Here is a 12,914-nt window from a genome sequence, read left to right as displayed (position 1 = left end):
CATTATTGATGCGGCCAGTTAGGAGTTATTATGGAACAATCTCGTACCGAGTCAAGGAGACTGCAGCGAGAGAAACGCAAACGGAAACGAAACAAGCTATTAGTTTTTAATCTTCTGCTATTCGTTCTCGTAGTAGGTGCCATCGTCGGCGGTCAGATGTCGGGCTTGCTCGATATTCGCTCAATTGCTCAAGGCGGATTGGATATGGTGCAGGGTGAACCAGCACAATCGGGACCTTCAACTAATCCTATCGATACTTCAGGTTCGGATAAGGAACCGAGCTCATCCAGTTCTAGTAAGAGTTCCGGGACAACGGCGACCCAACCAGGGAATGATCAATCCGCCTCCGGCAAGACAGATACGGGCCAGTCTGCAGGTACCGGTTCCAATCCTTCTGACTCGAAGGCAGAGGTTGAAGAAGAGGAAAAAGAAGACGAAGGGACCGTCCTACTGACCTTTGTTGGAGATGTCATTAATGCTGGCAAGGTAGCCAATGTTGTCGAAACGAAGGGCTATGACTTTCCATACCGATATGCGACTGACATGTTTAAGAATGATGATCTAACGATTGCGAATCTGGAAACACCTATTACGTCGGGCGGAGTCCCTGCGAAGGACAAGGAATTCGTATACAAATCAAATCCTAAGATGGCGCCTGCGATGAAGGAAGCGGGCATTGACGTCGTCAATCTGGCCAACAATCATTCCATGGATCAGGGTAAGGAAGGCCTGCTAGATACCTTCGCTGCATTGAAGAAGGCGGAGATCGGATACGTGGGTGCTGGCAAGGACAGCACTGAAGCTTACAGCCCTTATATCGTCGAGAAAAAGGGGATGAAGATCGCAGTTTTCGGCTTTACGAAAGTCATTCCGGATGTCAACTGGTATGCCGGCAAGCATGATGCTGGATTGGCTGCGACATATGATCCTGCCAAAGCAGTTGAAGCTATTAAGCGAGTTCGTGATGATGTGGACCTAGTCATCGTCGTGCCGCATTGGGGCGAAGAGAGGAAGGACACACCGGTTGAATATCAGAAGTCACTTGCTAAAGCCTATATTGACGCGGGCGCAGACCTGATCGTAGGAGGTCACCCGCATGTGCTGCAAGGAATAGAATCATACAAAGGCAAATGGATTGCTTACAGCATGGGCAACTTCATCTTTACCAAATCATCGGAACCCAAGACATGGGAGACGATGGTGCTCCAAGCGGAATGCTCGAAGGACGGCGAGATCAGCTTGAAGCTGGTTCCTTATTACACGGAGATTGGGCAAGCTGTTCCGATGAAAGAAGACGCAGCACAGAAGCTGTTTAAACGCTTAGAGAGCATATCCTATAATGTGAAAATTGATTCAGAGGGTAGAGTAACAAGCAAGTGAAGGATGATCAGCTATCATTTATTTTATATTCAGAAGAGTTATAAGGAGCTCATACCTATGAAACTATCGATTCAAAATGTGTATTGTATTGGACGTAACTATAAACTGCATGCATTGGAGCTTGGCAATGATGTGCCTGCAGAACCAATGGTGTTTCTGAAGCCATCGCACGCTGTCCGCGTTATAGAGGATGGTACGCTGCTGCCGCTTCCGCTTCATAAGGGCTCGGTTCATCATGAACTCGAACTTGTGCTGCGCATCGGGCGTGACGTAACGCCTGGCATGACGGCTGATGAAGCGGTTGATGGCTTCGCGCTTGGCATTGATTTCACGCTGCGTGATGTGCAGGATGTGCTGAAGAAGAAGGGTCATCCTTGGCTTGCGGCGAAGGGTGTGCTTCATTCGGGTCCGATCACTCCATTCCAACCATATCCAGGTACGGATAAGTTGATAGGCACAGTATTCTCGATGCAGCGCAACGGGAATGTTGTTCAACAGGGGACAGTATCGGAAATGATCTTTTCGATCGACAAGTTAATTGCATATGTTGCAGCCAACTACGGACTAGGGGCAGGGGATATCATCTTTACGGGGACACCTTCCGGAGTTGGACCAGTGGAAGCGGGAGATGAGCTGACATTGCTATGGAATGGCGAATCGTTAGGTGCTTGCCGCATACAAGCTGAGGAACAGCGATGAATACGATCTGGGAATGGTTGATTGGCTTTGGCGGCAGCTTGGCGGCAGCTGGTATGGCGTATCGGAAACAGTCGCTGACACGGTCTGGCGCGCTGGCGGCAATCGTCATGGGGACGATCTACTTTGGAGGCGGAAGCTTGCTCTGGTTCGGGCTGCTGACGACGTTCTTCGTTAGTTCTACCTACTGGTCCAAATGGAAAAAACGCGCCAAAGCGCGATTTGACGATGTATATGAGAAAAGCGGTCGGAGAGATGCCGGGCAAGTATTCGCCAATGGCGGCATCGGTATGGTGCTGTGCATGGCCAATGCTTGGAATCCGCATCCTGCGTGGCTGCTGCTATTCTTGGGCGTGATGGCCACAGTTAATGCGGATACGTGGGCCACGGAGATCGGCAGCTTAAGTCGAAGCGCTCCGCGATCGATTCTAACGGGCAAGACTGTGCCAGCAGGAACCTCTGGAGCCATATCGAAGCTCGGAACGATGGCAACGGCGCTCGGAGCTTTGCTGATCGGTGTCGCGGCAATGGTATTGTTGTACATTGCTGCTGATCCAGCATTGCCATATCCTTATACTTGGTCGATCCTGCTGACCCTGTGCTTAAGTGCAACAGTTGGCGGCATTGCGGGCTCCTTGACTGATTCTCTGCTCGGTGCGACTGTTCAAGCGTCTTATGAGTGCTGCAGCTGCGGATGTTCGACGGAGAAGACCGCTCACTGCGGAGCACGAACGCGGCTTGTTCGCGGCGCTCGCTGGATGACTAACGATCTCGTTAATGGGATCAGCTCGTTCGTTGGCGGTGGCGTTGCTTTGTTAATCGGCTATCTCCTGCTGCCTTGAACACTGACTTGCTTGCCGCCCTCATGGCAAGCTCACCATTTCGGCCGCAAATCGACATTTATGACTTGGCATGGTATAGTCGTAGTACTGAAATGATGCAGCCTTCTTAAGGCTATTACTGAAGGAGGTGGGCCGATGAGCACCAATAATGGCGATAAACAGAATCTGATATTAGACGCCGCTTATGAACTCTTCGGTTCCAATGGTTTTTACGAAACGAAAATGTCTGATATCGCTAAAAAAGCGGGTATCGCTAAAGGCACATTATATTTGTATTTTACCAGTAAGGAGCAGCTGTTTGCGGCTATTTCCAAGCGTGATTTCGATCAATTTCTCGGTGAACTTGAATATGGCATTCATAAGAGAGATACGCTGCAACAGCGATTAGCATATATTGCGGATTATCATCTTCGTTATTATTTTGATCGTAGGAAATATACGAACCTGTTCTTCAAAGCTCCGAACAATGATCCCGAGATGATGTCGGCATTGCGGGATTTCACTGGGAAATACATGAAGCTGCTTGCGGACACGATGGAAAAATTCAATGTGCCTGAGCCCAAGCTGCATGCGAAGTCATTTGTAGGTATTCTGGATGTGATCAAGATGGATATCCTGTATACCCCGAACTTCACGAGTCATGATCTAGAAGAACGTATCGCTTTCTCGACGAACATCTTCATGAACGGATGCGTTAGTGAGGACCAACCCCGTGTACTGAACTCGAATGCGTATGCGAATACGCCGATCAACGACAAGTAAGAGGTTGCTGCAGATCATGTACAGGGGCTGTTTCAATGGAAGGTTGAGACAGCCTCTTTTGTGTTGTTTAGTGTTGCTTTATGTAGCTGTATGTAGCTTTATATAGCTGTAACATCGGAAAGAGCAGGAGGAACGAACATGCATGTCATGACAATTGAACAACTAGGAAAGAGTTACGGTGAGAAGACGCTGTTTGCTGATGTTTCTTTCGGTATCGAGAAGGGAGATCGCTTCGGTATCGTCGGTGTGAATGGTACGGGTAAATCCACTTTTATGCGTACGATAGCGGGGGAAGAGCCTATTGAGCAAGGGCGAATCATGAAAGGTAAAGGCGTAACAGTAGAGTATGTTGCGCAGGAGCCGGAGTTCAATCCGAAGGCAACAGTGTTAGATTCGGTGCTGAGCGGCGATACGCCTGAGATGGAAGCTGTACGTCGATATACACAAGTCATGGAGGCATTAGGCGATCATCCCGAAGATATGAAGCTGCAGGAAATGCTGGTAAAGGCCAGTGAAGACATGGATCGGCTGCAAGCATGGCAGTTGGAGAGCGAAGCGAAGACGATTCTGTCTAAGCTCGGCATCCACCGATATGACGCGCTGATGGGCACGCTGTCCGGCGGCCAGCGCAAGCGGGTAGCGCTTGCGGCTGGCTTGATCCATCAAGCGGATGTCCTGCTGCTTGATGAGCCGACGAACCATGTCGATCACGAGACGGTATCATGGCTCGAGTCGATGCTCCTGAAGCGTACTGGCGCGCTGATCATGATCACGCATGATCGCTACTTTCTCGATCGCGTAGCGAATAGGATGATTGAGCTGGATCAAGGCAGACCGTACTTCTATGAAGCGAACTATACGCGCTTCTTGGAGTTGAAGGCGGATCGCGAGGCACGTGAAGCGGCTTCTGAGCAGACGCGGCAAAATATATTGCGCACAGAGCTGGCATGGATTCGCCGCGGCGCCAAGGCGCGGTCGACGAAGCAGAAGGCGCGCATCGACCGCTTCGAAGCGCTGCAGGCACAAGGCCCTGGTCATCGCGATAAAGCGGTGGAGATGTCGGCTGCGAGCAGCCGATTGGGCAAGAAGATTATGGAGCTTGAGTCGCTGAAGGCGGTCGTGGATGGACGAACGCTGTTTGAAGATTTGAATTATATCGCGGTACCCGAAGATCGGATCGGCATCATCGGTGTGAACGGCAGCGGAAAGTCTACGCTGCTGCATATTATTGCTGGTCAACGTAAGCCAGATGGTGGAGAGATTACGCTGGGACCGACGGTTCGGATCGGATTCTTCACGCAGGAGCATGAAGAGATGGATGAATCCTTGCGCGTGATCGAATACATTCGTGAAGCGGCAGAAACCGTCAAGACGGGTGAAGGTCAGACGATATCTGCCGCGCAGATGTTGGAGCGCTTCCTATTTAGTCCATCGATGCAATGGACGCTCGTCGGCAAGCTCTCAGGTGGAGAGAAGCGTCGCTTACAGCTGCTGCGTATGCTAATGACCGCGCCTAACGTATTGCTGCTCGACGAACCAACGAACGATCTAGACGTTCAGACGCTCGCTGTATTGGAGCAGTATCTGGATGACTTCCCAGGAGTCGTGATCACGGTATCCCATGATCGCTACTTCCTCGACCGTGTTGTGGATCGCATATGGTCGTTTGAAGGCGGCCAGATTCATCATCATGTAGGCAACTATTCGGAATATGCGGAGTGGCGTGACAAGAATGGCATGAAATCGCTCACTGCCGTACAGGCTGCTGACAGTGTGAAGCAGGAGAGCAAGCCGCAGGCTGCTTCGGCGGAGGAGTCCGAGCAAAGCGGAAGAGGGGAACGCAAGCCGAAGCTGAAGATGTCGTACAAGGAAGAGCGCGAGTACGAGCAGATCGAAGGCTTGGTTGCAGCTGCAGAAGCGAAGTTAGAGCGCATAACTTCTGACATGGAGGTCGCCTTCAGCGACTCCAAGCGCCTGCAGGAGCTGATGCAGGAGCAGCAAGAGGCGGAAGCGAAGCTCAACGAGCTGATCGACCGCTGGACCGAGCTAAGTGAGCTTGCAGAGCAGATCGAGGCCGCAAAGCGGGGCTGATACAATAATAAATGAGCGGCACATTATGTGCCGCTCATTTTATTTGTATGGCGCTTGCGCTCTCTCAACTAGACCCCAGTCGGATAAACCGCGTTAACTCTCGCGCTGGGTGGCTCAAACTCATGCCGTAACGGGTAAAAAAACCGTTAACTGGTGCGAGAAACCCCGCCCGCACGTCCGTTGGCTTCCGTAAGCGGTAAAAACCCCGTTAACTCTCGCGGTGTGGCTCAAATTCGTGCTGTAACGGGTAAAAAACCCGTTAACTTGCACGAGAAGCCCCGCCCGCACATCCGTTAGCTTCCGTAAGCGGGAAAAACCCCGTTAACTCGCGTCGCATGGCTCAAATTCAAGCCGTAACGGGGTAAAAACCCGTTAACTGATGCGGGAAGCTCCGATCTTCCTCTGCTGGATACCGTAAGCTGTCTATACCCCGTTAACTCGCACTTCCTAGCTCGATTTCGAACAATATTTCAGTACGAATTCTCGAAAAGCGGCAGCGCTTAATTTATTGAGACGCAACCTCATTGCAAATGATTTGAAAGCTGGCTGATGCATCTCCTTGGATTGTATCACATTGAATCGTGTTCCCAGCACTGGCATCGCCTTCGATTGAATCGCAAGTGATATTTCCTCCGGCATTGGCATCGCCTTCGATTGAATCGCAAATGATGTTTCCTCCGGCATTGGTATCACCCTCGATTGAATCGCAGTTGATGTTTCCTCCAGCATTGGTATCGCCCTCGATTGAATCACATGTGATTGATCCGCCAGCGTTGGCGTTTCCTTCGATATTATCGCATGTGATCGAAAAGGCGGAATCGACACTGTTCATAGTTCCCGTCAAGTTGATGTCAATTCGCTCATCTAGTTCACTGAAAGCTGCCACTTCTACGTCGTTATGGAACAGTTTGATGCTGTATTGTCCATCGGCGGAGCTTGTGAACTCATTGTTGTTTGAGCCACCTGAAGTATCGGCAGCTATATGCCCATGCTGTGCTGCTTCAGAAGTCAGCTGAGAGACATCATTTAGAAGGAGATCATCAATACTGCGTTTAAATAGCTTCGATAGCTCAGGCAGCAGAGTGATATCTGGATAAGCTTGTCCATTCTCCCACTTGGATACTGCCTGGAAGGTTACTCCCAGTTTGTCCGCCATTGCGTCTTGCGTCAGCTTCATGTCCTTGCGTAAATAGACGAGGTTGCTTGCGATTCTAAGCTCAGTCATTCGTAAACCACCCTTTCGATTTGGTTGTCTCCACTATAGTTGCTAGCGAAAAATACCACAATAAACGAATAGTTGAACTGAAATTCAACTAACGGTTGAATGAATGGAGAGTAGGTGAGGATGCAGTAGAACCCAGCTAAACTGCTAGCTGGGCTCTACGTCAACTTAATCAATTTCAAAGTAAATTTATGATAGCTTTATAATCGAGCGACCGACGGCTCCGCCTCTTAGCATCTTCTCGCTCAGCTCCGGCACATCATGCAGCGAGCAAATATTGACGTTCTGCTCAAGCTCAGCGATGTGTCCCCATTGACGGGCGATTCGCGCCCAGAGGTGCATTCTGCACTCCTGCGATGCATAAACGGAATCAATCCCATAGAGCGTGATTCCTCTAAGAATAAATGGATACACCGTCGTCGGCAATGTGCCGCCAGACGTCATGCCGCTCGCGGCCACACAGCCGCCGTACTTGATCGAGGCGAGCGCCGCGGCCAGAATATCGCCGCCGCACACATCGACGGCCGCCGCCCATTTCTGCTTGTCGAGCGAGCGCGGCCGCTCGGGCAGCCACGATTCGCGGCTGACGATGTCCTGCGCGCCAAGCTGGCGCAGCAGCGGCTCCGCCTCGGCCTTGCCAGTGGCGGCCGTGACGTGGTAGCCGAGGCTGGCAAGCATCGCTACCGCGAGTGAGCCGACACCGCCGCTCGCTCCGGTGACGAGGATGCTGCCGTCCCCCGGCTTCACGCCGTGCTGCTCGATGCGCTCAACCGAGAGCGCGGCCGTCAAGCCCGCTGTGCCGAAGATCATCGCGCCGCGCAGACTCAAGCCCTTCGGCAGCGGTACGATCCAATCGCCGGGCACGCGAATATATCGGCTCAGCCCGCCGTAGTGGCTAACGCCGAGCTCATATCCGGTCACGATCACATTCTGACCGGGGTGAAAGCGCTCGTCCGCGGAAGCGACGACGACGCCGGCGGCATCGATGCCTGGTACGAACGGATATTGCTTGACGATGCTGCCATTGGATGAACAGGCGAGAGCATCTTTGTAGTTGATCCCGGAGTAGGACACCTCAATCGTAACGTCTGCTGCAGGCAGCTGCTCCATCGTAATGTCTTTCACCCCGGTATTGATCTGTCCATCAGAGTCTTGTTCGAGAACGAATGCTGAAAATGATTCTATAGTTAGCGGATTCATGTTGTTATCATTCATAAAGAGCACCTCCTACTCGGTTATGTAGGCAGCCAATAGCTTCGCTGTATTGATGACAGCCTGCTCATGAGTACGTTCCATCGCATGCGATGCATGAACTCCCGGTCCGATAAGCGCAGCGCGAATATTGTTGCCGCCTCGCAGCGCGGCGGAAGCATCCGAGCCGTACTGTGGATACACATCAACGACATGCGCGATCTGTTCACGCACCGCGAGATCAATCAGTCGGCCTGTCATGAAGTAATCGTACGGACCGGAAGAATCCTTCGCGCAGATGGATACATCCGTCTCTTTACATCTCAGGTCATCACCCATAGCGCCCATATCGACAGCGATCATCTCCGTGATATCCTGCGGGATATAGGAAGCTCCATGACCGATCTCCTCATAATTCGTTACGATGATCATGATATCATGCTTAGGCTGCCAGTTATGCTGCTTCATGCTGTGCAGAAGCCCGAACAAGGCTGCTACGCTCGCCTTATCATCCAGATGGCGGGACTTAATATATCCGCTTGGCAAATGTTCAGGACGAGCTTCGAACGACACATAGTCGCCGGTATTGATCCCCAGCTTCTCAGTATCGGACTTGCTGTACGTAATCTCGTCGATCCGTACGATCATGTTCGATTCTTCGCGCTTCAGATCGCGCGCGCCGGGAAACACATGTACAGACGGCTGATTGCTCATAATGGTTCCAGTATATGTATGGCCGGAGCGGGTATGTATTTTACAGTATTCATTTTCCATCGATTGCATCATATATCCGCCAATGGAAGTCATGCGCAGGGTGCCGTCACCATTGATAGAACGAACCATCGCGCCCAGTGTATCCACATGCGCTGACAGCGCGATAACGCGGTTCGGGCTCGATTCGCTACCAGTAACTCGGATATAACCGCAGCCCTTCGCATTGCGTTCCATCTGGAATCCAAGGCGTTCAGCTTCGTCCGCGATACGGTTCATCAGATCATGCGTATAGCCGGTAGGGCTTGGCGCACTCAGAAGCTCCATCAACAGATCGATGACATATTGCTTGTCAATCTGGAGGTTGAACGCCTCTCTGCCAACTTCTGCGTAAGGGTTAGAAAATATTTTACTCATTATAGAAGAACTCCTTTCCACCATCTCAACTTGTTCATTCATACGATATCATTAATCTTAGTTCTATATAGTCTTGTCATGTGAGTTCGAGGACTGATCTGACTGGGATACGGTCTCCACAATTGGAAATATGTATCCTGTTTCGCTAATCACTTGGGATAGCTGCGCTTCCAAGAGCTTTACTTTACGCTGTGTGCGATACTGAATGTAGATGCTGTATGATCCAACAATGATCGCGCCCAGCAAAGTGCATCCTAGGATGAGCAGAATAAGCGGAACATCAAAGGTGCCAAACAGCAAATTAACTGGAACAGGATTCACGTTAATAACCGCAAATATGGCTATAATTAATGCAAATACGAGTGCTGCAATGAGGGTCCACTGCATACGTACGGGTGTGGTGCTTGAATCATGGGGCTGAGACTTTTTGAATAACATGTGGCATCTCCCTTCAAGTATTGTGTTGGATGTAAATGAGTAGACTGTCTTCGGAATTCACAAGTAAAAGGCGGGGAGGATCCCCGCCTGCCTTCTATTATGAGGAGTTCCATCCGAAGTCCTTACTTCTGAATTACTTCGCGTTTGCCATCTTTTCCATCTCATCGATAAGCGATTCCAGCACGCTCATGCCTTCCTCGATCGGCGCAGGAGTGGACATATCGACGCCAGCTTTCTTCAAGATGTTAATCGAGTAGTCGCTGCCGCCGCTCTTCAGGAATCCAAGATAGCGTTCAACCGCTGGTTGGCCTTCATCGAGAATTTGCTTCGCGAAGCTTTGTGCAGCGGAGAAGCCTGTTGCGTACTTGTAGACATAGAAGCTGGAGTAGAAGTGCGGAATACGCGCCCATTCCATCTCAATATCCTTGTCAACGACCATATCGTCGCCATAATATTTCTTATTCAACTCGTAGTAGAGCTCATTAAGCAGTTGTGGAGTTAACGCTTCTCCTTTTTCCGCGTGCTCATGAATCTGCAGCTCGAACTCGGCGAACATCGTCTGACGGAATACCGTTGTACGGAACTGATCGATATAGTAGGCAAGAAGATACATCTTCTCTTTCGGATCAGTCGTTTTCTTGAGCATGTAATCCATCAGCAGCGCTTCGTTCAGCGTAGAAGCCACTTCAGCGAGGAAGATGGTGTATTGTGCGTCGCGATATGGGAGATTGTTGTCTGAATAATACGAGTGAAGTGCGTGTCCCATCTCATGAGCAAGTGTAAACATGCTGTTCAAGTTATCTTTATGGTTCAACAGAACATAAGGATGCGTGCCGTAGGCTCCCCAGCTGTATGCGCCGGTACGTTTGCCTTCATTTTCATATACATCGATCCAGCTGTTGTCGAATCCATCTTGAAGGGCGCTTAGATAGTCTGGGCCAAGCGGGTTCAAGCTTTCTTTAACCGTTTCCTTCGCTTGCTCGTACGTAATATCCATATCAAACTGCTCGACGATCGGCGCAAACAGATCATACATATGAAGCTCATCAACCTTCAACAGCTTCTGGCGCAGCTTCATGTAGCGATGCATCAACGGCAGGTGCTTGTGAATGGTGTTGATCAGATTCGTATAAACTTCCTTCGGAATATTGTCGCCGGAAAGGAACATCTCTAGGGTAGAAGGATATTTGCGAGCATTAGCGTAAAATTGGTTCTTCGTTACGTTTGCGCTCAATGTGGCGGCAATCGTGTTGCTTTGCTTGCGATAAGTATTGTACATGGCTTCAAATGCAGCCTTGCGTACTTCCGGATTGCGGCTCTCAAGGAACTGGATATAGCGGCCATGAGTTAATTCGACCTCTTCGCCTTTGTCATTCTTAATCTTAGGGAATTTCATGTCGGCATTATTCAACAGGCTGAAAATAGTTTCTGGAGCCTTAGCAAGGTTGCCTACTTGAGCGAGCAGCGCCTCTTCTTGCTTGGATAAGACATGTGCTTTCTGACGCTTCATCTCGACCAAAGTAAAGCGGTATGCTTTCAATGCATCATTTTCGATTAGAGCATCAAGCTGTTCATCTGATAGGGACAGAACTTCTGGAGAAATGAAGGACAGGGACTCGCTAACTTTAACGCTCAGCTTCTTCGCTTTCTCGGAGAGCGCTTGATACTTCGGATCCGCCGTGTCTTCATGATGACGCATGTTTGCATATACATATAGTCTTTCGGTATGTAAGGAAATATCATCTTCAAGCTCGAAGCATGCCTTCAACGCTGCTGCTTCAGTCAGCTTGCCTTGGTATTGCTGCATCTTCTCAAGCAACTGCTGCACTAGCGCATATTCAGAGTCCCACTCCGCTGTAGAACCGAATAGATCTTCAAGTTTCCAACGGTTCTCTTCTGCTACTTCAGAACGTTTCATTACTTGTTGCATGAATATCCTCCTTTGTAAATCGAAATGTGATCGCGAGTAGGGATCTCCATTTCGAGTTGTGGATGTGTATGTCGTGAACTCCTTGTCAACACGCTGCGGCGTTGAGATAGCAGCCCATGCAGACAGCCCATTGCTTGTCAGCAAGAGTGCGGATAGGAGACAGCACGTTAGCATGAAACTGTGGCGCACCATACATACCTCCTGGATGAATGAGGGCGGCGGTCGATCTACCACTAGCTAAGCAATAGATACCGCCTGCTCACATTCCACCAAATAATCGAACCATCGCAAAGTTAGCAAGGTCCGAATAGTAGTATGGCCTTAATTATTCTGTTCTAGTTATGGCTTGCAGCCTTAATATGTTGCGTGTTGAAGCGATCGCGGCGCTATATGCTAGCTGTAGTAAGCGTATAGACGATCAAGAAGAAGGCAAATGCAATAAATATGAGGGCGCACCAGGCCATGATGCGGCGCAATTGATTAGGGATCGTTTCTTTCTTCCAAATAAGTACTCCGCCAAACACAAATGCAAGTACGATAAAAGCTACACTAATCGTTGTGTTCATGACCGCTAACCGCCTTTATACTTCTTTGAACGCTGCCATAATCTCTTCCCATTCCGCCTCATTATTAATGAAGTCGGATTTAGGAAAACGGCGTTCAACCCAAGCCATCATCTCAGGACGACTGATGAAGGTGTGGCAATCCTCGCCCCATTGATCGGAAATTTCTCGGAGTACAAGCTGGCGGCCTTGTTCTTCTACCGTCAACATATTCCATTTGTCCTTCTTGTAGATCTCGTGTTTTTTCTGCATGTTGTTAAACCTCATTTCTGTCTGGAGAAGCAGCTGAGATGACCGTTATATACGGACAAATAGAGCCCTCTTTACCGTTCATCATAACCCAGCAAATGGGCGAAATCAAATGATATTGTATGAAATAGAAGTTGCAAACAAATAACTACTTCAGTATAATGTAAATATTCGCCTGATATTGGCGAAGATGTGAGGAGGTTATGACCTTGAAAGGTACTGTAAAATGGTTTAATGCTGAGAAAGGCTACGGCTTTATCTCCGCTGAGGGCGGCGAAGATGTATTCGTTCACTTCTCAGCTATCGAAACTGATGGTTTCAAAACATTGGAAGAGGGCCAAGCGGTTGAGTTCGAGGTTTCCGAAGGAAATCGTGGACCACAAGCTGCTAATGTCATTAAATTATAATGAGATCGCCCTGTA

General features: G+C 49.7%; 13 protein-coding genes. 6 read left to right on the top strand and 7 right to left on the bottom strand.

The window, feature by feature from the left end:
• Positions 1-30 precede the first annotated feature (30 nt).
• From AC3WTP_RS19580 to AC3WTP_RS19560, 5 genes are all read left to right on the top strand, one after another.
• Complete coding sequence (locus AC3WTP_RS19580; RefSeq protein WP_492396318.1) at positions 31-1,380, top strand: CapA family protein; 1,350 nt, start codon at positions 31-33, stop codon at positions 1,378-1,380.
• A gap of 57 nt (positions 1,381-1,437) precedes the next feature.
• The gene (locus AC3WTP_RS19575; protein WP_492396317.1) at positions 1,438-2,079 is read left to right on the top strand and encodes a fumarylacetoacetate hydrolase family protein; all 642 of its coding nucleotides are present in this window, start codon (positions 1,438-1,440) and stop codon (positions 2,077-2,079) included.
• Positions 2,076-2,918 carry a DUF92 domain-containing protein gene (locus tag AC3WTP_RS19570; RefSeq protein WP_492396316.1) on the top strand — a complete coding sequence of 281 codons (843 nt, stop codon included), beginning with the start codon at positions 2,076-2,078 and terminating at the stop codon, positions 2,916-2,918. Before AC3WTP_RS19575 ends, AC3WTP_RS19570 begins: the two co-directional genes overlap by 4 nt.
• Before the next feature lie 135 nt (positions 2,919-3,053).
• A complete protein-coding gene (locus AC3WTP_RS19565; protein ID WP_492396315.1) occupies positions 3,054-3,680 on the top strand; it encodes a TetR/AcrR family transcriptional regulator in 627 nt (208 codons plus the stop codon).
• A 138-nt stretch (positions 3,681-3,818) separates the two neighbouring features.
• Entirely contained in the window at positions 3,819-5,771 is a 1,953-nt protein-coding gene (locus tag AC3WTP_RS19560) for an ABC-F family ATP-binding cassette domain-containing protein (protein WP_492396314.1), read from the top strand.
• A 505-nt stretch (positions 5,772-6,276) separates the two neighbouring features.
• Here AC3WTP_RS19560 and AC3WTP_RS19555 read toward each other — a convergent pair.
• The 7 genes from AC3WTP_RS19555 to AC3WTP_RS19525 form a co-directional block, all read right to left on the bottom strand.
• Positions 6,277-6,996, bottom strand: coding sequence for a helix-turn-helix domain-containing protein (locus AC3WTP_RS19555; protein WP_492396313.1), 720 nt, complete (start codon positions 6,994-6,996; stop codon positions 6,277-6,279).
• Positions 6,997-7,182: 186 nt separating this feature from the next.
• Entirely contained in the window at positions 7,183-8,208 is a 1,026-nt protein-coding gene (locus tag AC3WTP_RS19550; RefSeq protein ID WP_492396312.1) for an oxidoreductase, read from the bottom strand.
• Positions 8,209-8,220: 12 nt separating this feature from the next.
• Entirely contained in the window at positions 8,221-9,312 is a 1,092-nt protein-coding gene (locus AC3WTP_RS19545) for a M42 family metallopeptidase (protein ID WP_492396311.1), read from the bottom strand.
• Positions 9,313-9,375: 63 nt separating this feature from the next.
• The gene (locus tag AC3WTP_RS19540) at positions 9,376-9,750 is read right to left on the bottom strand and encodes a LapA family protein (protein WP_492396310.1); all 375 of its coding nucleotides are present in this window, start codon (positions 9,748-9,750) and stop codon (positions 9,376-9,378) included.
• A gap of 133 nt (positions 9,751-9,883) precedes the next feature.
• Complete coding sequence (pepF, locus tag AC3WTP_RS19535; RefSeq protein ID WP_492396309.1) at positions 9,884-11,680, bottom strand: oligoendopeptidase F; 1,797 nt, start codon at positions 11,678-11,680, stop codon at positions 9,884-9,886.
• A gap of 386 nt (positions 11,681-12,066) precedes the next feature.
• Positions 12,067-12,246 carry a hypothetical protein gene (locus AC3WTP_RS19530; RefSeq protein WP_492396308.1) on the bottom strand — a complete coding sequence of 60 codons (180 nt, stop codon included), beginning with the start codon at positions 12,244-12,246 and terminating at the stop codon, positions 12,067-12,069.
• A gap of 15 nt (positions 12,247-12,261) precedes the next feature.
• Complete coding sequence (locus AC3WTP_RS19525; protein ID WP_492396307.1) at positions 12,262-12,495, bottom strand: hypothetical protein; 234 nt, start codon at positions 12,493-12,495, stop codon at positions 12,262-12,264.
• Positions 12,496-12,701: 206 nt separating this feature from the next.
• Here AC3WTP_RS19525 and AC3WTP_RS19520 point away from each other — a divergent pair, with 206 nt between their 5' ends.
• Positions 12,702-12,899: a cold shock domain-containing protein gene (locus AC3WTP_RS19520; RefSeq protein WP_492396306.1), complete on the top strand. Its 198-nt coding sequence runs from the start codon at positions 12,702-12,704 to the stop codon at positions 12,897-12,899.
• Positions 12,900-12,914: the final 15 nt, after the last annotated feature.

It is taken from the genome of Paenibacillus sp. EB106-04-04-XG159 (genome assembly GCF_058791835.1).
Note: the sequence above shows the minus strand (reverse complement) of the source record. Positions and strands in the feature narration are given on the sequence as shown.

Excerpts from the sequence above, each read along its gene's own strand:
- AC3WTP_RS19580 (WP_492396318.1), top strand. The coding sequence starts at position 31 with ATGGAACAATCTCGTACCGAGTCAAGGAGACTGCAGCGAGAGAAACGC.
- AC3WTP_RS19575 (WP_492396317.1), top strand. The coding sequence starts at position 1,438 with ATGAAACTATCGATTCAAAATGTGTATTGTATTGGACGTAACTATAAA.
- AC3WTP_RS19570 (WP_492396316.1), top strand. The coding sequence starts at position 2,076 with ATGAATACGATCTGGGAATGGTTGATTGGCTTTGGCGGCAGCTTGGCG.
- AC3WTP_RS19565 (WP_492396315.1), top strand. The coding sequence starts at position 3,054 with ATGAGCACCAATAATGGCGATAAACAGAATCTGATATTAGACGCCGCT.
- AC3WTP_RS19560 (WP_492396314.1), top strand. The coding sequence starts at position 3,819 with ATGCATGTCATGACAATTGAACAACTAGGAAAGAGTTACGGTGAGAAG.
- AC3WTP_RS19555 (WP_492396313.1), bottom strand. The coding sequence starts at position 6,996 with ATGACTGAGCTTAGAATCGCAAGCAACCTCGTCTATTTACGCAAGGAC.
- AC3WTP_RS19550 (WP_492396312.1), bottom strand. The coding sequence starts at position 8,208 with ATGAATGATAACAACATGAATCCGCTAACTATAGAATCATTTTCAGCA.
- AC3WTP_RS19545 (WP_492396311.1), bottom strand. The coding sequence starts at position 9,312 with ATGAGTAAAATATTTTCTAACCCTTACGCAGAAGTTGGCAGAGAGGCG.
- AC3WTP_RS19540 (WP_492396310.1), bottom strand. The coding sequence starts at position 9,750 with ATGTTATTCAAAAAGTCTCAGCCCCATGATTCAAGCACCACACCCGTA.
- pepF (WP_492396309.1), bottom strand. The coding sequence starts at position 11,680 with ATGCAACAAGTAATGAAACGTTCTGAAGTAGCAGAAGAGAACCGTTGG.
- AC3WTP_RS19530 (WP_492396308.1), bottom strand. The coding sequence starts at position 12,246 with ATGAACACAACGATTAGTGTAGCTTTTATCGTACTTGCATTTGTGTTT.
- AC3WTP_RS19525 (WP_492396307.1), bottom strand. The coding sequence starts at position 12,495 with ATGCAGAAAAAACACGAGATCTACAAGAAGGACAAATGGAATATGTTG.